This is a genomic window from Paenarthrobacter sp. NPDC091669, from assembly GCF_044756725.1.
Taxonomy (GTDB): Bacteria; Actinomycetota; Actinomycetes; order Actinomycetales; family Micrococcaceae; genus Arthrobacter; species Arthrobacter bambusae_C.
This window is the reverse complement of record NZ_JBIVTK010000001.1, coordinates 266210-288707: the sequence shown is the minus strand read 5'-3', so window position 1 is coordinate 288707 and position 22498 is coordinate 266210. Positions and strand designations below refer to the sequence as shown.

Annotated in this window: 21 protein-coding genes; 11 read left to right on the top strand and 10 right to left on the bottom strand. The window is 63.4% G+C overall.

From position 1 onward, the window contains the following. The first annotated feature begins 111 nt into the window (after window positions 1-111). From ACIQLI_RS01290 to ACIQLI_RS01260, 7 genes are all read left to right on the top strand, one after another. Window positions 112-732 carry a rhodanese-like domain-containing protein gene (locus tag ACIQLI_RS01290; protein ID WP_400384208.1) on the top strand — a complete coding sequence of 207 codons (621 nt, stop codon included), beginning with the start codon at window positions 112-114 and terminating at the stop codon, window positions 730-732. Next, window positions 732-1631 (top strand): sulfite exporter TauE/SafE family protein, encoded by a 900-nt coding sequence (locus ACIQLI_RS01285; protein ID WP_400384205.1) that lies wholly within the window; start codon window positions 732-734, stop codon window positions 1629-1631. The genes ACIQLI_RS01290 and ACIQLI_RS01285 overlap by 1 nt, the downstream gene beginning before the upstream one ends. A gap of 26 nt (window positions 1632-1657) precedes the next feature. After that, a complete protein-coding gene (locus ACIQLI_RS01280; RefSeq protein ID WP_400384202.1) occupies window positions 1658-1954 on the top strand; it encodes a rhodanese-like domain-containing protein in 297 nt (98 codons plus the stop codon). Window positions 1955-2018: 64 nt separating this feature from the next. Continuing rightward, window positions 2019-2381: a thioredoxin family protein gene (locus tag ACIQLI_RS01275; RefSeq protein WP_400384199.1), complete on the top strand. Its 363-nt coding sequence runs from the start codon at window positions 2019-2021 to the stop codon at window positions 2379-2381. A gap of 4 nt (window positions 2382-2385) precedes the next feature. Next, window positions 2386-2796 carry a rhodanese-like domain-containing protein gene (locus tag ACIQLI_RS01270; protein ID WP_400384196.1) on the top strand — a complete coding sequence of 137 codons (411 nt, stop codon included), beginning with the start codon at window positions 2386-2388 and terminating at the stop codon, window positions 2794-2796. Window positions 2797-2887: 91 nt separating this feature from the next. Further along, window positions 2888-4297: a rhodanese-like domain-containing protein gene (locus tag ACIQLI_RS01265; RefSeq protein WP_400384193.1), complete on the top strand. Its 1410-nt coding sequence runs from the start codon at window positions 2888-2890 to the stop codon at window positions 4295-4297. A 110-nt stretch (window positions 4298-4407) separates the two neighbouring features. After that, window positions 4408-5694, top strand: coding sequence for an MFS transporter (locus tag ACIQLI_RS01260; protein WP_400384190.1), 1287 nt, complete (start codon window positions 4408-4410; stop codon window positions 5692-5694). Between the two features lie 394 nt (window positions 5695-6088). Here the strand turns inward: ACIQLI_RS01260 and ACIQLI_RS01255 are convergent, their stop codons facing one another. Next, window positions 6089-7285 (bottom strand): MFS transporter, encoded by a 1197-nt coding sequence (locus ACIQLI_RS01255; protein ID WP_400384187.1) that lies wholly within the window; start codon window positions 7283-7285, stop codon window positions 6089-6091. Window positions 7286-7433: 148 nt separating this feature from the next. Between ACIQLI_RS01255 and ACIQLI_RS01250 the strand changes: the two genes are divergently transcribed. Beyond that, window positions 7434-8762 carry an HNH endonuclease gene (locus ACIQLI_RS01250; protein ID WP_400384184.1) on the top strand — a complete coding sequence of 443 codons (1329 nt, stop codon included), beginning with the start codon at window positions 7434-7436 and terminating at the stop codon, window positions 8760-8762. Between the two features lie 25 nt (window positions 8763-8787). Here the strand turns inward: ACIQLI_RS01250 and ACIQLI_RS01245 are convergent, their stop codons facing one another. Both ACIQLI_RS01245 and ACIQLI_RS01240 read right to left on the bottom strand, forming a co-directional pair. Next, a complete protein-coding gene (locus tag ACIQLI_RS01245) occupies window positions 8788-9297 on the bottom strand; it encodes a MarR family winged helix-turn-helix transcriptional regulator (RefSeq protein ID WP_024819327.1) in 510 nt (169 codons plus the stop codon). 42 nt (window positions 9298-9339) lie between these two features. Then, window positions 9340-11058, bottom strand: a complete 1719-nt coding sequence (locus tag ACIQLI_RS01240) for an AMP-binding protein (protein ID WP_400384180.1) — start codon at window positions 11056-11058, stop codon at window positions 9340-9342. Window positions 11059-11192: 134 nt separating this feature from the next. Between ACIQLI_RS01240 and ACIQLI_RS01235 the strand changes: the two genes are divergently transcribed. Then, a complete protein-coding gene (locus ACIQLI_RS01235; protein ID WP_400384177.1) occupies window positions 11193-12410 on the top strand; it encodes an acyl-CoA dehydrogenase family protein in 1218 nt (405 codons plus the stop codon). A gap of 25 nt (window positions 12411-12435) precedes the next feature. Here ACIQLI_RS01235 and ACIQLI_RS01230 read toward each other — a convergent pair whose 3' ends face one another. From ACIQLI_RS01230 to ACIQLI_RS01215, 4 genes are all read right to left on the bottom strand, one after another. Beyond that, window positions 12436-14013 (bottom strand): APC family permease, encoded by a 1578-nt coding sequence (locus ACIQLI_RS01230; protein WP_400384174.1) that lies wholly within the window; start codon window positions 14011-14013, stop codon window positions 12436-12438. Window positions 14014-14159: 146 nt separating this feature from the next. Further along, window positions 14160-15815 (bottom strand): GMC family oxidoreductase, encoded by a 1656-nt coding sequence (locus tag ACIQLI_RS01225; protein ID WP_400384171.1) that lies wholly within the window; start codon window positions 15813-15815, stop codon window positions 14160-14162. Continuing rightward, complete coding sequence (locus ACIQLI_RS01220; protein WP_400384168.1) at window positions 15816-17327, bottom strand: aldehyde dehydrogenase family protein; 1512 nt, start codon at window positions 17325-17327, stop codon at window positions 15816-15818. 81 nt (window positions 17328-17408) lie between these two features. Continuing rightward, window positions 17409-18146, bottom strand: a complete 738-nt coding sequence (locus ACIQLI_RS01215; protein WP_400384165.1) for a hypothetical protein — start codon at window positions 18144-18146, stop codon at window positions 17409-17411. A 125-nt stretch (window positions 18147-18271) separates the two neighbouring features. Between ACIQLI_RS01215 and ACIQLI_RS01210 the strand changes: the two genes are divergently transcribed. Beyond that, a complete protein-coding gene (locus ACIQLI_RS01210) occupies window positions 18272-19858 on the top strand; it encodes a molybdopterin-dependent oxidoreductase (protein WP_354228761.1) in 1587 nt (528 codons plus the stop codon). A 311-nt stretch (window positions 19859-20169) separates the two neighbouring features. On the opposite strand, the gene ACIQLI_RS01205 is transcribed toward ACIQLI_RS01210, so the two are convergent. After that, complete coding sequence (locus ACIQLI_RS01205; protein WP_354228763.1) at window positions 20170-20808, bottom strand: LysE family translocator; 639 nt, start codon at window positions 20806-20808, stop codon at window positions 20170-20172. Window positions 20809-20926: 118 nt separating this feature from the next. Continuing rightward, a complete protein-coding gene (locus tag ACIQLI_RS01200; protein WP_400384162.1) occupies window positions 20927-21700 on the bottom strand; it encodes an SAM-dependent methyltransferase in 774 nt (257 codons plus the stop codon). A gap of 154 nt (window positions 21701-21854) precedes the next feature. Between ACIQLI_RS01200 and ACIQLI_RS01195 the strand changes: the two genes are divergently transcribed. Further along, window positions 21855-22106: a hypothetical protein gene (locus ACIQLI_RS01195; protein ID WP_400384159.1), complete on the top strand. Its 252-nt coding sequence runs from the start codon at window positions 21855-21857 to the stop codon at window positions 22104-22106. A 56-nt stretch (window positions 22107-22162) separates the two neighbouring features. On the opposite strand, the gene ACIQLI_RS01190 is transcribed toward ACIQLI_RS01195, so the two are convergent. Next, on the bottom strand, window positions 22163-22363 hold the full coding sequence (locus ACIQLI_RS01190; protein WP_400384779.1) for a GNAT family N-acetyltransferase: 201 nt from the start codon (window positions 22361-22363) through the stop codon (window positions 22163-22165). Between the last annotated feature and the right edge of the window lie 135 nt (window positions 22364-22498).

The window sequence follows — 22498 nt, the reverse complement described above, 5'->3', positions numbered from 1 at the left end:
ACTATTGATAACTTCCCTCAATCTTATACCCCCTAGGGTGTTTTGACTACCCCAGGGGGTATCTGTAATACTCGGTGGGGTATCCACCCGACCCCTTCCGAGAGGCCAACCATGACTTCCGCTTCCGCGGCACCGACCGTTACTGCACTCGCCCCTGAAACTCTCCAGTCCTGGTTCAAAGAGCACCAGGACCTCGTGGTGATCGACGTGCGTTCCGCCGCTGAGTTCGAATCCATGCATATCCGTGGCTCCTACAACGTGCCCCTGGCGCTTTTGTCCGAGCACACCGAGGAACTTGCCGCCCGTTTGGGATCACGCGTGGTCTTGGTGTGCCAGTCCGGCGTGCGAGCCGAGCAGGCCCGCCAGCGCCTTGCGAAGGCCGGGATCGACACCGCCTACGTCCTGACCGGCGGCGCACCAGGTTTCGCCGCTGCCGGCGGTGACGTGGTCAAGGGCAAGGACCGTTGGGATCTTGAGCGGCAGGTCCGCCTCGTGGCCGGTTCCCTCGTGGTTCTGGGCCTGGCCGGCGGCAAGTTCATCTCCCCGAAAATCCGGACCCTCGCCGGGGTCATCGGTACGGGCCTGACCTTCTCCGCAGCCACCAACACTTGCGCCATGGGTCAGGCCATCTCGGCCATGCCGTGGAACAAGGCGGCCAAGGAACCCACCCGCGAAAGCGCCATCCTCGCCCTGCCCGCCGTCGGCAACAAGAGCACGGAAGCCGCAGCCTAATGACAGTCACCCTGCTCCTGGTTCTTGCCCTGTCGGTGGTGATCGGGCTCTCGCTCGGCGTCCTGGGCGGCGGCGGATCCATCCTGACAGTCCCGATCCTGGTCTACGTGGCCGGATTCGAAGCCAAGGAAGCGATCGCAGCCTCCCTGTTCGTCGTCGGCGTGACCTCCGCCGTGAGCGTGATCAGCCACGCCCGCGGGGGTAGGGTGATGTGGCGAACCGGCCTGATCTTCGGCGCGGCCGGCATGGCCGGCGCATTCGTCGGCGGCCTCCTAGGCGGGCATATCCCCGGCCAGATCCTGCTCATCGCCTTCGCCATCATGATGGTGGCCACCTCCGTGGCCATGCTCCGCGGCCGGAAAAAGAGGAACGACGACGGCGCCGCGCCGGTCAAGCACGAACTGCCCATTGGGCGGGTCCTGCTGGACGGCGCTGTCGTCGGGCTCATCACCGGCCTGGTCGGCGCAGGCGGCGGATTCCTTGTGGTCCCGGCCCTGGCACTGCTCGGCGGCCTGCCGATGTCCGTGGCCGTGGGCACCTCCCTGGTGGTCATCGCCATGAAGTCCTTCGCCGGGCTCGCCGGATACCTCACCACCGTCCAGCTCGACTGGGGCATCACCCTCGGGGTGACCGCCGCAGCGATCGTGGGATCGCTGATCGGCTCCAAACTCGCCGGCCGCATCCCGGAAGCCGCCTTGCGCAAATCCTTCGGCTGGTTCGTCCTGGCCATGGGAACCTTCGTCCTCATCCAGCAAGCCCCGGCCGACCTGCAATGGTTCATCGCCGCCGGAGTCGCAGCCCTCGCCGCAGCCACCGCGGGCATCTGCTGGTTCTTCATCAGCTCCTGCCCCCTGCGCAGCCGCACCGGCCGCCGCAGCAACATCCCCTCACCCGCCTGAACTCATCACCACCAAGGAGAAACATCATGGCTGAAATCACCATCACCGAAACCGACCAGCGACGCTCCAGCGCCCGCATCCTTGATGTCCGCGAGGACTTCGAAGTCGCCGAAGGCATGATCCCCGGCGCCCTGCACATCCCCATGGGCCAGCTGCAGGCACGCCTGTCCGAACTGGACCCGGCAGTGCCCGTCATCGCGGTCTGCCGCAGCGGCAATCGCTCAGCCCGCGTAGCCGACGCCCTCAACGGAGCCGGCTTCACCGCCGACACCATGGCTGGCGGCATGACCGCCTGGACCCGCGCCGGCCTCCCCACCACCTGACCCCTCCGGTCCCCGCCACCCCAGACGCCTTCCACCTACAACGCCCGAAAGGACACGAAAGACGATGGCAACCATCGACATCACCGAAAAGAGCTTCGCCCAGACCCTGGAGAGCAACGAGATCGTCTTCGTTGACTTCTGGGCAGCATGGTGCGGCCCCTGCCGCCAGTTCGCCCCCACCTACGGCGCCGCGGCAGAACGGCACCCGGCCATCACCTTCGCCAAAGTCGACACCGAAGCCGAACAGACCCTCGCCGCAGCAGCGAACATCACTTCCATCCCCACCCTGATGGCCTTCAAGGACAAAACCCTGGTCTTCTCAAAGCCCGGAGCCCTCAACGCCACCGGCCTCGAAGAAGTCATCCAGGCCGTCAAGAACCTGGACTTGAATGAACTCCGCGCCCAAGCCGGACCCCAGAACGCCTGATGCGATGCCAGAGGGCCAGGCGTACCGCACGGTAACGGCAGACGAACTCGCCACGATGTGGCCACGCGCCACCCTGGTGGACGTGCGGACCCGGGAAGAGCATGCCACCGCACACGTACCCGGGAGCCTGAACATCCCCCTGGGCGAATTGCCCTCCCGGCTCGCCGACCTGCCCAACAACACGATCCATGTGCTGTGCGGGTCAGGAAAACGCAGCAGCCAGGCCGCACGGATCCTGACCGACCGCGGATACCAGACCGTCAACGTCGCCGGCGGGATCACCGAGTGGAACCGGGCAGGCCACCCCGTCACCTATCAACCCATTCCGGAAAACCCGTCACGGCAACAACCTAGCCACACCCCCGCAAGCCTGCGCAGGCTCCTGCACAAGCTGTTTCACAGAAAAACGACCTAGGTCGCAACCTGGTTGCTGGATACCCCCGGGGGTATCTATACTGGATTCAGAACACACCCCAAAACCCCTTTCAACCAAAGGAGATCACCAAATGCTTATCGAGCGCATTTACGATGAAGACCTCGCCCAAGCCAGCTACCTGATCGGCTGCCAGGCCAACGGCACCGCCGTTGTGGTCGACGGCCGCCGCGACATCGCCGTCTACCAGGAACTCGCTGAGAAGAACGGCATGAAGATCATCGCCGTTACCGAAACCCACATCCACGCCGACTACCTCTCCGGCACCCGCGAACTCGCCGCCGCCACCGGCGCGAAGATCTACGTCTCCGGCGAAGGCGGACCTGACTGGCAGTACGGATTCGACGGCGAACGCCTCTACGACGGCGACAAGATCACCATCGGCAACATCAGCATCCAGGCCGTGCACACCCCGGGCCACACACCCGAGCACCTTTCCTTCCTGGTCACCGACGGTGCCTTCAGCGACCAGCCCGGCTACCTGCTCTCCGGTGATTTCGTCTTCTCCGGCGACCTGGGACGTCCCGACCTGCTGGACGAGGCAGCCGGCGGGATCGACACCCGCTTCGAAGGCGCAAAGCAACTCTTCGCCAGCCTCCGCGACAAGTTCCTGACCCTGCCGGACTACGTCCAGGTCCACCCCGCACACGGCGCCGGAAGTGCCTGCGGCAAAGCACTCGGTGCCATCCCCTCCTCCACCGTGGGTTACGAGCGGCTCTACTCCTGGTGGGGCCCCTACCTCGCAGCCAACGACGAGCAGGGCTTCATCGACGAGCTCCTCGACGGCCAGCCCGACGCGCACGCCTACTTCGGCCGGATGAAGCGCGAAAACCGTGAAGGCCCCGCCGTCATGGGAGAACGCGCACCGCTCGAGGAACTGGACACCGCAGACGTCGCAAAGGACCTGGCGGAGGACAAAGTCACGTTCATCGACACCCGCCCCAACAGCGAAGTCCACGAAGGCACGGTAGCCCGATCCCTGAACGTACCCGCCGGGAAGTCCGTGGCCAGCTACGGTGCATGGGTAGTAAACCCCGAGACCGACAAGAACCCTCTGGTACTGCTCGCAGCAGACCAGGAACATGCCATGGACATGTGGGACCACCTGGTCCGGGTCGGCATCGACAACGTCGCGGGCTACGTCACCAGCATCGAGGGGCTCCCCATGACCACCCCGAAGCTGGTCCAGCCAGAAGAGCTGCAGGGCTTTGACGCCGCCATGGTCGTGGACGTCCGCAACCGCAGCGAACACACCGCTGGGAACATCCCCGGCTCGTACCAGCTCAGCGGCGGTCGGATCATGTGGCACCTGGACAAGCTCCCCACGGACGGAACCATCGTGACCTACTGCCAGTCAGGCGTCCGGAACTCCGTGGCAGCCAGCGCACTGCGCCGGGCCGGATACGACGTCGTCGAACTCGACGGCAGCTACGCTGCCTGGGCCGCACAGCAAACGCGACAGAACGCCGTCTCAGCAAAGTAGCCCCTAAGACCGCCCGGGCAGGACCCCCCTCCTGCCCGGGCCCGCCCGGACGCGTTCCCCCACGCGTCCGGGCACCTTTATGTTCCCGGCACGAAAGCGAGTACTCAGGAATGGCCAGAACAAAGGCGGAAAGCGCGCTGCACTCCACCCGCGCCGCACTGGGCCTGCGACAGAACCTGGCACAGTTCATGCTGCTGGTGGCAGTGAACGCCCTGGTGGGCGGAACGCTGGGCCAAGAGCGCACCGTGCTTCCCCTTCTCGCTTCGCAGACTTTCCACCTGGACCTGTACACAAGCGCCTTGACATACATCCTCGCGTTCGGTCTGTCCAAGGCCGCGATGAACTACTTCGCGGGCACACTCTCTGACAAGTACGGCCGCAAACCCGTCCTCATCACAGGATGGCTGGTAGCGATCCCCGTCCCGCTCATGCTCATCTATGGCCCATCATGGGAATGGATCGTTGCCGCAAACGTGCTCCTCGGCATCAGCCAAGGCCTGACTTGGTCCACCGCAGTCATCATGAAAATGGACCTGACCGGCCCGAAACAGCGCGGCCTCGCCATGGGCCTGAACGAAGCAGCGGGCTACCTCGGAGTCGCCGTCACTGCCCTCGCAACCGGGTACGTTGCCTCCGCTTATGGCCTCCGGCCTGGCCCGTTCCTCCTCGGCGCGGCTTACATCGCCCTCGGGTTAGGCCTATCAGTCCTGACCATTCGCGAGACCCATCACCATGCCAAAACAGAAGCCTCCCAGCACGTCAGTGCACACAGGAATGCCGACGCCTGCCTCACCACAGGACAGGTTTTCACCCTCACCAGCTTCAAAGACCGCTCACTCTCCGCAGCCAGCCAGGCAGGACTGGTGAACAACCTCAACGACGGCCTCGCTTGGGGCCTCTTTCCGGTCCTCTTCGTCACCTCCGGGCTAAACGTGCACCAGGTAGGGATCCTGGCCGCCGTTTACCCCGCGGTCTGGGGCGCCGGGCAGCTCTTCACCGGTGCCGCCTCAGACCGGTGGGGCCGCAAATGGTTCATCGTGGCCGGAATGATCGTCCAAGCCGCGGGACTCGCCATAGTCGCCGCCTCCCACAGCTTCGGTGCCTGGCTCATCGCCGCTGTCCTCCTCGGACTCGGAACGGCCATGGTCTACCCCGCTCTCCTGGCCGCCATCGGGGACGTTGCCCATCCCACCTGGCGTGCACGCTCCATCGGGGTCTACCGGCTCTGGCGTGACGGCGGATTCGCCGTAGGGGCACTCCTGTCAGGTCTTCTCGCAGATCTTTATGGGATCCCCGCAGCCATCGCGACCGTCGCTGCACTCACAGCAGCCTCCGGCCTGGTGGTTGCCGTTCGAATGCGCGGCAGCGACCATCCCGCACGGCAGAAACTGGTCTAGCACGACGTGGCAATCCGCACGGCTGAGCCCAATGCAAAACTGACGGGACGGCACCCACTCCCGACTGCTGACGTTGTCGACTCTTAGTGAATATCGGGGACGTTTTCTGTAGCGACTTTGGAAGGACCGGCCAGAGCCGGATCCACGTTCGCCGGCCTGTAGGAGTTCTGGCCCGATCCCGAGCTGCCCGAGGATGATCCCGAACGCTGGCTATTGACTCCCCGAAGTTGCTTGCGTGTTGACGTTCACTGTGTCCCTGGTCATTGACCAGGCCTGGGGAGATCAGCGATCTCCTCCCGGCCGTCGAACTCTTTCAAGGTAGAGGTAACAGGCTCAGGAAGTCCCGGCTGTCCGGGTTTTCCTCACGGATGGTCACGTCCGGCGATGCAGCGCGTCACGCCAAAGCGCCTTCCTTCCGGTCTTTCAGCATCAGCACAGTGAGCGGCAGGAAGTACAGAGCGGCGACGCCCGTACCCACCAGCACCGGACCGCTGGCTCCCAGCGCAGATTCCAACGCGAAGCCGGCCAGCCAGGATCCCACGGCCGTACCGAGGTTGAATGCCGAGGTGCTGAGCGCCGAAGCCAGGGTTGGCGCATGCCCGGCATATCCAACTGCCTTACCGATCAATATCGGGTTGGTTGCCATGCCGAAGAGGCCCAGCAGGAAGATCAGGACCACGGTGACCAGCGCGTAGTGGGAGAACAGGAAGAGGGCGCCGAGAACCAGGAATGTCATTCCTGCTGCGATGAAGAGGGCCGGGTACTGGCGGTGGGCCCCGAAGTGGCCACCCAGAGTGGAACCAATAAATGCCCCGACGCCGTAGGCCATCAGCACCAAGGGCACAGCTGCAGGGGCAAGCCCGGTATTCTCAGTGAGCAGCGGAGAGATGAAAGTGTACGCAGCCAAGGAAGATCCGCACACGATCGCGCAGCCTGCCAGGACGAGCCACACCCTCGAGTCCCGCATACTTGCCAGCTCAGCACGGACGGACGGGGTGTGTCCCGAAGCGGGATCTGCGGCAACCAACCGGTACACGGCGACTGCACCCACCAGTGCCAGCGCGGCGAGTATCCAAAACGGCCCCCGCCAACCAATCGCCTGACCGGCAAACGCTCCCAGCGGAACACCCACGACGTTGGCGAGCATTCCACCGCCCAAAACAACGCCCAACGCGCGGGACGCGGACGCCGCGCCGGCGGCTTTGGCACCCACGACGGCGGCTACCGCCCAGAAAGCGCCCGTCGCCAAGGCCGTGAGGAAACGCGCGCCAAGAATGAGTGTGAAATCTGAGGTGAGCGCCACGATGACGTGGCCCACGGCGAAGACCACCAGCGCGAGGCTCAGCGTCAGGCGGCGTGGCAGCTTGAGGGTCAGAATTGACATGGTGGGGGTGCCCACGATCATCCCCACCGCGAAGACCGTGATCATGAGGCCCGCATCGGCTATGGACGTGCCAAGATCAGCGGCGATCTCCGGCAGGATGCCCGCAACAATAAACTCGGTGGTTCCCATCAAGAAAACACCCGCTGCCAGAACGTAGGTCACCAGGGGTAGCCGCCGGGCGCCGGTAGGGGAAATGGTGGTGGTCATGACTCCAGATCATCAGGTTTTCAAAGCGTGGGGGAGTCCCGCCTAAGGGAGGTCCTCCGAGGGACTCCCTCACGTCGCGGCCACTGAGTTGGGCTTCGTCTGGGATCACTGACGTTATTTTGTCGGTGGCTGGTGCCAGAGTTAGGGCATGGAGCTAATTGGGGAGAATCGAGCGGGCGCAGGGGTGCCGGTTCTGCTTGTTGCTGCCTCATCCGCCCACACTCTTGGCGGAGCGCGATCCGCCGACGCCGCCACCGTCAGTAGCGACCTGATCGAACAATTGCGGGTCCTGGAGGAAATGAAGTCTGCGATCTCCGCTTTGCAGGCGCGGGTTGCCGTGGCTTTTGATCTTGCCCAGCGCGCCGAGCAAGCCGAGGAAGGCATCCCTGCGTCCGAGCGTGGACAAGGGGTGGGAGCGCAGGTTGCGTTGGCCCGGCGCGAGTCACCAAACCGCGGGTCCCGTCTCCTGGGCTTGGCGAAAGCCCTTGTCATGGAGATGCCCCGAACCTTGGCGGCCCTGAAATCGGGGCAATTGAATGAATGGCGTGCCACGCTTCTTGTTAAGGAAACGGCCTGCTTGTCTGTCGAGGACCGCTGTGCGGTGGATGAGGAGCTCGCGCCCGACACCGGGACTTTTGCGGGCAAGGGCGACAAAGCGATCATTGCTGCCGTGAAAGCTGCCGCATATCGGCGGGATCCGCGGTCGGTAGTCGGGCGTGCCAGCCGTGCTGCCGCCGAACGGAATGTCAGCCTGCGCCCGGCCCCGGACACTATGACGTACCTGACGGCCTTGCTTCCGGTTGCCCAGGGAGTAGCGGTGTACGCCGCGCTGACTCGAGCGGCTGATTCGGCCCGTTCCAGCGGGGATACCCGGGGACGGGGCCAGCTCATGGCTGACACTTTGACCGAGCGGATCACCGGAACCCCTGGTGGGATTTCGGGGATAAACCTGGACCTCGTTATGACCGACCGCACCTTGTTCCAAGGTGACAGCGAACCAGCCCGGCTCAAGGGCTACGGAATCGTCCCCGCCGAATGGGGAAGGGAACTGCTCGCGTCAGGGCAAACCACCCAAGATCACGCGGCAGCGCTGAGCGCAGAGTTCACCGTATGGCTTCGTCGGCTCTACACCGCGCCAGCTACCGGGGAGCTCTTGGCCACCGATTCCAAGGCCCGGCTCTTCGCGGGTGGGCTCCGGCGCTTCATCGAAACCCGTGACGATAGTTGCCGGACTCCGTATTGCGATGCGCCCATCCGGCATATTGACCATGTGGTTCCATGGCGTTCTGGAGGGAGAACCAGCCTGGCGAATGGTGCAGGCCTGTGCGAAGCCTGCAACCACACTAAGGAAAGCCCCGGCTGGAGCACCAAGGCCATGCCCGGGGACGTTCACACCCTGGAAATCAGCACCCCAACCGGTCACACGTACCAATCCAAAGCCCCACCCCTGCCAGGACACCAGCCCTCCAGAACGTAAAGGGAGCTTCTTGGGGGTGAATCCTTTATTCCTCCGTGAAATCTCCGGCATCCCTGCGGAAGGTGCCCAAGACGCGGATGAGGTGATCAACGTCGTCGGGCCCGAAGCCTGACTTGCCGAAAACCTCGGCGTTGAGCGCTGCCGTCGCCTTCTTCGCGAGGGTGCGGCCCTCGGCGGTGAGCTCGATCAAGGTGGTGCGCCCATCTGTTGGGTGCGGTGAGCGGGCTACCAAGGCTGCTTTTTCCAAGCGGTCGACGGCGTTGGTCACCGAAGTGGGATGCACTTGCAGGAGCGCGCTGGCTTTGTTCATGGGCAGCGCGCCGCTGCGGGCGAAACTCAGCAGTGCAAGAAGCTCGTAGCGTGCAAAGGTCAGCCCGAAGGGCTTAAGGACCGTCTCAATACGCGCAAGCAGGATCTGCTGGGTTCGCATGATGGCGGTAATGGCTGCCATGGGCGCGGCGACGTCGCCCCAGCCATGCCGTTCCCAGTTGCGCTGGGCGTCGGCGATGGGGTCTCGGGGGAGTGGCGTGCCCATGGGCCTCCTTCGGTTGCCGGAATCTCTTGGTGTTTCGGGTGGCTAGTCTTTCAGATTCGGGAACTCTTCCTCGGTGTATTCCACGCCCAAACCTGCGGGCAGCGGACCGTCGCCGTGCCGGGCGACTTCTGTACCGCGCAGTTCCACGCGACGGATCTTGCCTGAAATGGTCTTGGGAAGCTCGCCGAATTCGAGCCGACGGATGCGCTTGAACGGTGCCAGATGCTCGCGGCAATACTTCAGGATGTCTTCAGCGACGGCCGGTCCGGCTTCATATCCGGCGGCCAACACCACAAAAGCCTTAGGCACCGACAGCTTCACAGCATCAGGCGAAGGCACGACGGCGGCTTCCGCCACTGCGGGGTGTTCGATCAGGACGCTTTCGAGTTCGAAAGGCGATAACCGGTAGTCCGAGGACTTGAAGACATCGTCATCCCGGCCGACGTAGGTGATGACGCCGTCGGAGTCCCGGCTGGCCATGTCGCCCGTGTGATAGTAGCCATCGCGGAAGGCCTCGGCCGTTTTCACTTCGTCGCCGAAGTAACTCTTCATGAGTCCCACGGGCCGGGGGTCCAAGCGCAAGCAGAGTTCGCCGTCGTCGGCTTCCTGGCCGGTGAGCGGGTCAACCAGCACGACGTCGTACCCTGGCAGCGGCCGTCCCATGGAGCCGATCTTCACGGGCTGGGCAGGAGTGTTGGCGATCTGGACGGTGGATTCAGTCTGGCCGAAGCCGTCGCGAATGGTGACGCCCCAGGCCTCTTCCACTTGGCCAATGACCTCTGCATTGAGCGGCTCGCCGGCCGAAACCACTTTCAAGGGCGGGCTGGTGAGCTGGGTGAGGTCGGCCTGGATGAGCATGCGCCACACCGTGGGAGGGGCGCAGAAGCTGGTGACGCCTTCGCGGCCCATCTGGTCCATCAGGGCGGCGGCGTCGAAACGCTGGTAGTTGTAGATGAAGACGGTAGCCTCGGCGATCCACGGGGTGAAGACGTTGGACCAGGCGTGCTTGGCCCAGCCGGGCGAGGCGACGTTGAGGTGGACGTCCCCGGGTTCCAGGCCGATCCAGTACATGGTGGACAGGTGGCCCACGGGGTAGGACGTATGCGTGTGCTCCACCAGCTTGGCCCGGGATGTGGTGCCGGACGTGAAGTAGAGCAGGAGGGTCTCGTCGGCTTTGGTGGGGGCGTCGGGCGTAAAGTCAGTGCCGGCGTCGTACGAGTCTGAGTACTGCCTGGCGTCCGCATTGGCGCGCTCGGAACCGACCTCAATCAGGGTGTATTCACCTTCGACGTCAGCGAACTTGCCGATGTTGGTACTTCCGACGGCCACCCAGGCGGCCCCGCCGCGCTCCACCCGATCTTGGAGATCACGGGCGCCCATGAGGGTGGTGGTGGGGATCATGACGATGCCCAGTTTGATGCCGGCCAGCATGATTTCCCAGAGTTCCACCTGGTTGCCGAGCATGATGATCATGTGGTCGCCGCGTTGGACGCCTTGGTCCCGCAGCCAGTTGGCGAGCTGGGAGGATCTCCGCGAGAGGTCCCTGAAGGTGCGGCGAGTGGAGCTGCCATCCTGTTCCACGATGACCAGGGCGGGCTGGTTGCCCCTGGCCTCGTCTGCTGCGATCTGGTCGAACCAGTCGAGTGCGAAGTTGAACTCTTCAAAGCGGGGCCATTGGAACCCGGCGTGGGCCTGCTTGTAGTCCTCGCGCAATTCCAACAGCCGGTCGCGGGCCGCACGGAAGTCTTCTGTGACTGTCATAGTCCGCCTTTCGCCTTCGGGTTGTGCCGGCACCTTTGCCAAACCAGCCCGCCTAGTGATCCACATCACCTTGCAATATACTAGGACATCCAAGGGTTTGGAAGAGCCTATACGGGACATGACGAAGGGGTCTAATGCTCGACGAAAAAGCTGCCGGCACCGTTACCAGCGGTGCGGCACCAGAACGCGTCCTGCCTCCTTATCCGGAGGCGGACTTGATGCACGTCCTGGACCTGCTGCCTCCGGAAGAGCGTGCGCGCTATCTGGAGATCAGGGAATTCCTGCAAACGCGGATCCGTGCTGCGAGCATCGAGTACTGGAACCGGGAGGAGTTCCCGTTCGGGCTGTTGGCCGACATGGCCAAGTTGGGCCTGGGAGGGCTGCAAACTGATGGCTCCTCCAAGCTGTTCAAAGGGCTGATGTACACCGAAGTGGCGCGGGCGGACGTCTCGCTTTCCGCGTTGGTAGGCATCCACAATGAGCTGATCGTGGGCATGATTGACGAGCTCGGATCCCCTGAGCAGAAGCGCAGGTGGCTGCCTGGGCTGGAGGCATTTACCCAACTGGGTGCCTTCGCCCTCACTGAACCGGACCACGGCTCGGACATCGCAGGAGGACTTTCGACGACGGCGCGGCGCGACGGCGGCGAATGGGTCATCAGCGGTGCTAAGCGCTGGATCGGGGCGGGGACCATTGCCGATTTCGCGTTGGTGTGGGCCCGGGACGAATCCGACGGCCACATCAAGGGCTTCATCGTGGAGACGGACCGCCCCGGGTACTCGGCCACCAAAATCTCCAACAAAATCGGCCTGCGGATCATGCAGAACGCGGACATCGTGTTGGACGAGGTCCGCATTCCCTTGGAGAACCTCTTGCCGGGAGCCACGGAGTTTTCCCGTGCCAATGAACTCTTGCGCGACTCCCGGGCTTGGGTGGGATGGCAAGCTGCAGGAATCCAGCTGGCGGCCTTTGATATTGCCCGTTCCTACGCCCTGGAGCGCAAACAGTTCGGCAAGGAGCTGGCCCGTTTCCAGCTGGTGCAGCAGCAACTCGCAGACATCCTGGGCAACGCCAATGCCTCACTGTCCATGATGGTTGAGCTCGCGCGGATCCAGCAGGCCGGGAAACTTCAGATGGTGCAGGCGGCCATGTGTAAAGCCACCACCACCCGCCTGGCCCGTTCCTCCGTTGCGATGGGCCGTTCCCTGCTGGGTGGGAACGGAATCACCACGGACTATGAGATGGCCAAGCTCTTTGGCGACGCCGAAATCCTGTACACCTACGAGGGCAGTTACGAGATCAACTCCATGATCGTGGCCCGCGCGGTGACAGGGAAATCGGCGTTCGTCTAACTCCTGCGTTCGTCCAAGTACCGGGCTAGGATTTTTGGGTCACCACTTGGGGAGACTCCTCGGGAGTGACCAGGGCTGCGTGCTCGGCCAGGACTCCGGTCTTGTGCCTGATGCGGAGACGGTAGAGCAGCGTTCCACCGATGATGACCGTGCCAACAAAGATCACGCCACCCCATTGCAGGTACCACTCGAACGGTGGCACAGAGTTGTAGATCTCCGGCCGCGGCCACACCAGGTTCAATGTCATGGCGCCGCCCCACAGCACGGCCAGGATGTTGACGGGGAGCCCCCATTTTCCGAGGCTGAATCCCGGTTCCGATCCATCGTCCTTCAGGGGCCACTTCTTCAGGAACCGGCGCCGCAGCATAGGCACCGTCACCAGCAGGTAGGACAGGTAGATCAGGACGATGCTGATGCTGGAGAGAATGGTGAAAATGGCCGGCTGGGAGATGTTGACGATCAGCGGGATGACGGCAACGATGCCGATGACGATGGCAGCAACGGTGGGCGTTTTCCGGGTGGGGTGCACTTTGCTGAGCTGACGGCTGAAGGGAAGGTTGTTGTCCCGTGCCATGGCGAACATCATCCGGATGGCTGCAGCATGGACGGCGAGGGTACAGACCACCACGGCTACCACGATGCAGGCCAGGAAGGCCTTGCCGAACGGGCCGCCCAGTACTGAAAGCACGATGTACTGCAGTCCGCCGTCGGCGGCTCCGAGCTTGGGGTCGGAAAGATCCGGCGCGGCCAGGATTCCGCCGAGGAGGAGCAAACCTCCCAGAAGAAAGGAGGCCGTGACGGCACGCAGGATCGCCCTGGGAGCGGTCTTCTTGGGGTCTTTGGTTTCTTCGCCCAAGGAGCTGGCGGTGTCGAAGCCGTACATGACGTACCCCGAAGCCATGGCAGCAATGAGGAACACTCCGAAGAAGCCCAGGGGATGTTCTTCACCGAATCCGGCAGTATCCAGGAGGACCTCGGGCCCCCGCACGGAGTGCCAGATGAGGGCCGCAATGAGCAGGACGGCCGCAACCAGTTCCACGAACACGCCCACGCTGTTGATCATGGTCATGAGTTTCACGCCGAACGCGTTGATGAGTGTCGAAATACCGATCATGATACTGGCCAGGATGACGCCGTTGACGGCGAAGTCGTAAGGACCTGTTCCGTCGCCCACCAGCTGGAAGCCGCTCCAGATCTGGGGCAACGTGATTTGGAGGGCCAAGGCAACGGACCCCAGGGCCATGATGGAGGAGAGCAGCAGCAACCAGCCCGCCAGCCAGGCCCACGTTCCAGTCGAGAGCCTCTTGGCCCAGTTGTAGACCGAGCCTGCCACCGGATAACGCCCGGCCAGTTCCGCAAAGCACAGGGCGACCATCAACTGGCCGACGAAGACGATGGGCCACGACCAGGCGTAGGCGGGTCCCGCCGTCGAAAATCCGAAGTAAAACAGTTGAAAAACGCCGGTAAGGATGGAGATGTAACTGACGCCGGCCGCGAAGCTGGCAAACTTACCGATGCTGCGGTCCAGGGTTTGGGCATAGCCAAACTCGTCCATGCCGCTTGCATCGCTCTTGCAGGGTCCTAATTTGCTGGGTTCTGACATGCGAACTCCTAGTTCAGACGTGCACGAATGGTGATAGCCTGCGGCCGCCGTTGGTCGCAGTCGAAATCAAAGGCCGGGCACCACGCTGTGCCTCCGGCTGTTTCCCCCATTGTTTGTTGCGTGGGTCTAAAAAGCAGGGTGCCTGTTCAGGCGACAGACAAGCTGAAGCCGGCTTCCGCCGTCGTGGTTTCCTCCGTCCGGCTGTCCTTGATGAAATCGGCCTTGATGAGATCGGCGCAGCGCTCGCCGATCATCATCACGGTGATGTTTGGATTCACGGTGACGTGTTCCGGCATGACGGAGGCATCGGCCACGCGCAATCCGGTAACGCCCTTGACCCGCAGTTCGGGATCCAGGGGCGACATTTCGTCGTTCACGGGCCCCATGCGGACGGTGCCGACCGGGTGGTACACGGTGTTGTGTGTTTTGCGGATGTAATCCCGCAGTTCCTCGTCGCTCTGTGCCTCGATGCCGGGGGAGAGCTCCCGTCCGGTCCACTCAGCCATGGCCGGCTGTGCCGCGATTTCCCGGGCCTTGCGGATGCCGGCCACCATGACGCGCATGTCGTGGCCGTCGGGATCGGTGAAGTAGCGGGGGTCCACCATGGGCTTGTCGCGGAAGTCCCGGCTGCGCAGCCTGACCGTCCCGCGCGAACGCGCGTGGGTGACGTTCGGTGTCAGGCTGAAGCCGTTCTCCGTGGTGGGGTAGCCGTAGCGCAGGGTGTTCATGTCGAACGGGACGGAACCGTAATGCATCATCAGGTCCGGGCGGTCCAGACCCTCTTCGGTGGGAGTGAAGATGCCGATCTCCCACCACTGGGTGGAAGTCTGGACCATGGGCTGCTTGGCCTCGAACTGCACCACGCCTTCCGGGTGGTCCTGAAGGTGCTCGCCGACGCCCGGGGAATCCACCAGGACCTCGATGCCATGCGCGGCCAGGTGTTCGGCCGGGCCAATGCCGGACAGCATGAGCAGCTTGGGGGAGTCGATGGCGCCGGTGGAAAGGATGACCTCGCGGTGCGCGTTCAGCCTGTGCGTGCGGCCGAAGGCCGAGTCCACGACGTCGACTCCGGTGCAGCGCTTGTCCGCGTCGAACACCAGTTGACGCGCCCGCAAGCCGGTCAGCAGCGTGAAGTTCTCACGGTCCATGATGGGGTGGATGTAGGACACCGAGCTGGAGGAACGCGTCCCGTCCGAGCGGCGGTTGATCTGGAAGAAGTTGGCGCCGCTGATCACGGTGGTGCCGTCATTGAACTTTGCCCGGGGGATGCCGGTCTGCTCACAGGCATCAAGGAGCGCGACGCCGGCGGGATCATTGGGGGGAACGTTCATCAAATGCACCGGACCGTCGTTGCCGTGGTGTGGAGCTTCCGGTCCAGCGTCCTCGTTGGTTTCCAAGCGCTGGTACAAAGGCCACGCGGCAGCAGCGTTCCAGCCGGTGGCGCCGTACTTTGACTCCCACTCGTCCAGGTCCTCGCGGGGAGCCCAGAAAGCAATGCAGGAGTTGTGGCTGGAGCAGCCGCCCATGACCTTCGCGCGGGCATGGCGCATGAAGGAGTTTCCGTTTTCCTGCGGCTCCACCGGGTAGTCCCAGTCGTAGCCGGATTCCAGCAGCTCCATCCAGCGATCCAGTTGCAGGATCTCCGGCAGGTTGCGGTCATCCGGGCCCGCTTCAACAAGGGCCACGGTGACGGCAGAGTCCTCGCTCAGCCGGGCGGCGACGGCAGCTCCGGCAGATCCTCCGCCAATGACGACGTAATCGAACCCGCGCTCGCTGAGGTTTTCAATGGTGTCGACGTGCATCTAGTTCTCCTTGCCGTGGTCTGCGAACCAGCCGGTCACCTGGGGGCTGGTGTTCTGGTAGATGTGCTTGGCTTCCTGGTACTCGCCCAGCCCGGTGGGGCCGAGTTCGCGGCCGACGCCGGACTGGCCGAAGCCGCCCCACTCGGCCTGCGGAAGGTAGGGGTGGTAATCGTTGATCCAGACCGTGCCGTGCCGCAAGCGGCCTGCTACCCGCTGGGCCTTGCCGGCATCCTGGGTCCAGACGGCACCCGCCAGCCCGTAGATGGTGTCGTTGGCGGTGGCCACGGCTTCGTCTTCAGTACGGAAAGTTTCCACTGTTACTACCGGGCCAAAGGCTTCATCGATGACTACCGACATTCCTCTTTCGACGCGGTCCAGGATGGTCGGCTGGTAGTAAAAGCCGGCGTCGAACTTTTCGCCTTCAGGGGCCGCGCCGCCGCACCGCAGCCGCGCGCCTTCGGCAACACCGCGCTGGATGTAAGCGTCCACCTTCTCCCGGTGGGCCGCGGAAATCAGTGGTCCGGTTTCGGCGGACTCATCGAACGGGCCGCCGATGCGGATGGCCTTGGCCTTGCGCACCAGTTCATCCACGAAACGCTCCGCGATGGATTCCTCCACCACCAGCCGCGCCCCGGCGGAGCAGACCTGGCCTGAGTGCACAAAGGCACCGTTCAGCGCATTGTCGACGGCGGCGTCGAAGTCAGCGTCAGCGAACACGACGTTGGGGTTCTTGCCGCCGAGTTCAAGCGCCACCTTCTTCACTGTGCCGGCTGCGGCCGCGGCAATGCGCTTGCCGGTTTCCAAGCCGCCGGTGAAGGACACGAGGTCAATGTCGGGGTGCTCCGAAAGCGGTGCGCCCGCTTTTACTCCGGGGCCGGTCACCAGGTTGGCGACGCCGTCGGGCAGGCCGAGGTCCTGCAGCAACTGCATGGCAAGGATTGCGGTGGAGGGGGTCAGCTCAGCGGGCTTCAGGACAAAAGTGCAGCCGGCGGCGAGTGCGGGCGCGATCTTCCACGCGGCCTGGAGCAGCGGGTAGTTCCACGGAGTGATCAGGCCGCAGACTCCGACCGGTTCGTAGACGATTTTGCTGACGACGGCGGGGTCGCCGGCGTCGACCACCCGGCCCGCCGACTGCCCGGCGAGGCGTCCGAAATATTCGAAGCAGGCAGCGATGTCATCGATGTCGATGCGGCTTTCGATAATTCGCTTGCCGGTGTCCAGGGATTCGGCGCGGGCGAACTTCTCGCGGCGTTCGCGGAGTTCCGCGGCGACCTTCAGCAGGAACGCGCCGCGCTCGGGGGCGGGGACGTTCGCCCACACGCCGGAATCGAAGGCCGCGCGGGCTGCCGAAATGGCGCGCTCGGCATCTTCACGGCCGGCTTCGGACACCGTGGCGACCAGTTCGCCGTCGGCCGGGTTGTGGATCTCGCGCACCGCGCCGGACGCTGCCGGCTCCCACCGGCCGTTGATGAAAAGGGTGGAGGCAGTATCGGAAAATGTGGCTTGGGTCATACGAAGCAGGCTAGTGCATCTTGAACATCTGTTCAAGGAAAATTATGAACAGATGTTCAAAGTGACGCGGCCCTGCAGGCTTCAGCGGGCATTGATGGAGATGCTCTTGCGGATCTCGGGAAGGGTGGCCTTGAGGGTGTCGAGGGTGGGGCAGAGGGCTTCGACCCTAACTGTGACCGCTGGCTTGTTGAAGGTCCTTACCGCGGTGTATCCATAAGCGTCGCCAGATATGTATGTCACGGCCAGCATGTCCACTTCATGGCTGCCATCGATGCCATAGCCCAGCGTCGCGTCCTCGGCGTTGGCAATGAGGTCCGTCTTGCCGGGGAAGAGGATGGCGAGGATCTCTTGGGTTGATGCCTTGTCGTCGCCGGCAACGAGCTCGGCGGGATTGTTGCGCGCCTGGACCGTTCGCACCTTGCAGCGCGTGTTACCGGAGCTGAAGGTCATCATCCCGTCCGTTGCCATGCGGCTGTAGTCGGCTTCCCAGCCGGCAGCTGGGTCCGTTAGTGAGCTGGCAATATCGGGGGTGTGTCCACCATTTTCATCGCCGATGATCCTGTTGCCGTTGGTCCAGGAAAGATCTTCCGTGGCCGCATCAAGCATTCCGTCGGCGGTGTCGCTGTCAGTCTTTGCCTCCCCGCTGGCTGAAGCTGCGCTTCGGTCCGGACTCTGTAACCCGGTGGAGCTTGTTGCAGTGGGGGTGGAAGTGTTGATGGGGGCCGGCGCGCCGATGCTGCAGCCTCCCAGTGCCGTGATGGCAAGAATGGACGAGAACAGTACAAAGAACTGCGTGCGGGATGGGCTTGGCGTGGTCATATGGTTCCTTTTCCTGTGCGCTTACTCCGAGGCAAGTTACCTGCCTGGGGAGAATATCTATCGACTGGATTAATCTACCAGTTGGCTGCACCCATCCCTGCTCCCGCGCGCTACGAACCACTGTCATGAAAAAGCTCGGACTCCGGACCAAAGGCCCCGAAACCATGGCAGCGCTGGCAGGCGTGGTGTCGGCCGCCGTCGTGCTTGCCGTTGCCGAGCTGATCGGCGCCTTCTTCACCGCCAGGGCAACCCCCGTGTTTGCCCTGGGATCGACGTTCATCGACTTCACGCCGTCGTGGATGAAGGATTTTGCCATTGCCACATTCGGCACCAATGACAAGGCAGCGCTGTTTGTGGGCATGGGCCTGACCATCGCCCTGCTGGCCTGCGTCCTGGGCATTGTGGCCTACAAGAAGTGGGCCCTTGGCGTCCTGGGTGTGCTGTTCATGGGCGTGGTAATTGTGGCCGCCGTCCTGACCCGCGCCGGGGTGGGACCCGCCGACGCCATTCCCTCCGTCCTGGGAACCATCGCCGGGCTCATCGTCCTGCGTCGCCTCATCGTGCCGCTGTGGGGGTTGAAGGCATGGCCGGAAGCCCCTGCCGACATAGCCGCTGACGCCGACACCCAAGCAGGCGGAGCCGGCACCAGCCGCCGTCGCTTCTTTGCTGCTGCCGGGATTACCGCCGTAGCCGCCGGCATCGCTGCGACCGGTGGGCGGCTCCTGGGCGCCGCACGCAACAATGTTGCGCAGGCCCGGGACGCACTCCGGCTGCCGGCACCTGTCAGGGCCGCGGCTGCCGTTCCGGCTGGCGTCCAGTCCCCGGTTCCGGGAGTTTTCCCCTGGCTGACACCGAACAACGAGTTCTACCGCATTGATACGGCACTGAGTGTCCCGGAAATCAACGTCAATGATTGGTCGCTGCGGGTGCACGGAATGGTTGAGGAAGAGGTCACCCTCACCTTCCAGGACCTGCTCGACGCCGATCTGATCGAATCGCACGTCACCCTCACCTGCGTGTCCAACCCGGTGGGCGGAAAGCTTGCTGGGAACGCCAAATGGCTGGGTCTGCCCATCCGCGAAGTCCTGAAAAGGGCCAAGCCGAAGGACGGCGCGGATATGGTGCTCTCACGGTCCATCGATGGCTTCAGCGCCTCCACTCCACTGGAGGTCCTGCAGGATGACCGCGACGCCATGCTGGCGATTGGCATGAACGATGAGCCGCTGCCGGTGGAACATGGCTACCCCGTGCGCATGGTGGTTCCCGGGCTGTACGGATTCGTCTCCGCTACCAAGTGGGTGGTGGAGCTGGAGGTCACCCGCTTCGCGGACAGCAAGGCCTACTGGACCGAGCGCGGCTGGTCAGAGCGTGGCCCCATCAAAACCATGGCACGAGTGGACGTACCGACGTCCTTTGCGCGATTGAAGGCAGGGAAGGTCGCTGTGGGCGGCACCGCGTGGGCCCAGACCCGGGGAATCACCAAGGTGGAAGTCCAGATTGACGACGGCGATTGGGTGGAAGCAACGCTCTCCGACGAAGCCTCCACCATCACCTGGCGCCAATGGTCTTACGAATGGGATGCCACTCCCGGTATGCATTACGTCAAGGCCCGGGCCACTGACGCCACCGGCGAAACCCAGACCGACAAGCGTGCCGATCCTGTGCCTGACGGAGCTTCGGGTTGGCCGTCGGTGATGGTGACGGTGGAGTAGTTGTTGGGGCGGCATATTCGAATTCAAATGTGACGCCGCTAGGCTGCTACGGAGTGGCACTACACAATCCAGAAGCCGGATCAACGAGAGGACGGAAATATGAAGGGGTACCGATACGTTCACAGCGTCTTGTTTGTCGCTTCCTTCCTCCCGCTTGTGCTCTCCCTATGGCCCTTCTGGCAGGGAATCCTGCTGCCATTAATCGTGCTGATCCCCTTCTCGATCAACGAAATTGTGATCGACCGGCGAGAGAAGCGGGCCGGGCAAAGCAGGTCAGCCCGATTCAGAACGCTCCGTGTCTTTTGAGCTGATTATGTTTTGTTGCCGGTGAGGGCGAGACTTCCGCCGAGGCCGATCATCATGACGCCGCCGCCGGCGCTCATGCGGGCGAGGCGTTTCGGGTTTCGGGCGAACCAGGCGCGCGCGGTGCCTGCGGTGATGGCCCAAATGGTGTCGCTGGCGAGGGCGATCGTGAAGAAGATCATTCCGAGGGCCGCCATTTGGAGGGGGATGGCGCCGTGGGCGTAGTCGACGAATTGCGGGAGGACTGCGACGAAGAAGACGATGGTCTTGGGGTTGGTCACGCCGACTGTGAATCCTTCGCGTAGGAGCCGGAAAGACGACGGCGGAGCCTTGGCTGTGGAGGAGGTGTCTGTGTGGTCCTTGCGGTGACGAACGGCTTGGATGCCGAGATGGACCAGGTAGGCCGCACCGATGAACTTGATGACTGTGAAGACGATCAACGATTCAGCGACGATGGAACCCACACCGAGGGACACGAGGGCGACGGCGGGGAGCATGCCGAGGGCGTTGCCGAGCACACTTAGGACGCCGCTCTTTCGTCCGAGGGCGAGCGAGCGTCCGATCACGAAGAGCACGCTTGGACCAGGGATGACGATGAGCGCGAACGCCGCAAGGGCGAAGGCCCAGACGCTGGCTGCGGGTAGCATGTTGAGCTCCAATCGACGGCAGGATTACGTATACCGAATGTAACGCGTCCGTTGAGCCATCACATGGTGGAACCCCAGCATGTCTGTGCGTCACGTGACGGTGAATCGTAATGGACTCCTATCCCCTTAGGCAGAAATACGCCATCCCGAGTACGCCTCGGTAGCCCTCTTCATATGCAGCTCGCTGTTCCTCATATTGCCGACGGACCTGCTGTGCGGCGGGATGGTCGGCATCATGGGCTTCCAGCCAACGGGTATACCTGTCGCGATACCCGGCCTCGAAGACATCCCACTCCTGAACGCTTGCCTGGTCGTCGTCCACCACCTCGAAACCAGCGGCGCGGATCTGCTCGCGTAAAGCATCTTCTGTCAGGAACTCGTCTTCACGTCCAGCCAGAGGGGCAGTGGCAGCCGGATGAGGTGTCGCTGACCAGATCGCCTCGCCGTAGACGAGTCGGCCGCCGGGAAGCACCAGAGCTCGAAGGGCACGCAGGGCTGCGGCGTAGTCGAGCGGCTGCGCGTCCTCCACCGGCGGCCCCCAAATCTGGCTCGCGCCTATGCAGATGACAGCGTCCGCGGGGCGATCCCGGGCTTCCAGCCCGGGCATCGATTCAAACGTCGCTCTGTCGAGCAGCCCACGCGTCAATGCCTGTTGCTTCGCTCGGTCAATGAATGCGGAAGCCCTGTCCACTCCACGTCCCCGGGCCTGCGGGGCCGACGTTAAAACCCGAAGTAGTAGTTCACCCCATCCACACCCCATGTCCAGAACCTCAGCCGGCGCCGGGTCGGACAAGAACGCCACGAGGTGTGCAGCGCGTTCTTCGGAGAGCGGGGTAAGCCAGATTAGGGACTCGTAGAGGGGCGGCAGTTCAAGCGGAGTACTGTCGGTCACTCAATGATGCTCTCACGATTCACAGAAGCAACTGCTTGTCCGTAAGCCTGTGGTGCAGTCGGCCGGGCAGGCCAAATATTCGCCGGTTCGCTCGTTTTTGCCTACGGAAGTGGGACTCTCAATTAGATACCAAGCAGCTCGGTAAGGTATGTCCATGGCTATTTCAAGCAGGTCACTGCCGATTCGTCGGAGCCGCATGCAGAAAGCACTGGGTTTGATGTTCTGCCTGTCGATGGTGGGCTTGTTGGCTTCGATCTTCCTGACCGGTCGCAACCCGCTTTTCCCATGGATGTCTGGCCCACTGTTGGTGTTGTTCTTCTTCTTCCTGGCAGCAGCAGGCAGCGTTATCGGACTGGCAGTCATCAGATCCCGACGAGCTGCCACGGAAATCGCAGATAAGGGATAACTCCGAAATGTTCCCTCACTGTGCGTGGCTAGCGTCGCCGTAAACGAGTCGCTTGGCTAATGGTCACCGCGTGACATGTCCACGACAGGCGTGGCAGGGACGAACCCCGCCGCGACGTAGGTCGCCAGAGCGCCTTTATTGGATCCTTCGGCGGCCACCACGGCGCTGGATGACCCCATCTCCCGTAGCATCGCCGCTCCCGCGCGGGTGATCTCCACCCCGTAACCGCGCCCACGATGATCCCGGTGCACGCCCATAGGTTCGATGAGGCCGGGACGCCCCGGTCCTCGTCGATGGTCTCGATCAGGGTGCGGGTCGGCTGGACAGGTGCGGAGAGATCCAAGCGCAAGGGAACCCACGGTTCGTCCTCTTGCCAGCCTTGTTGTCCCAGG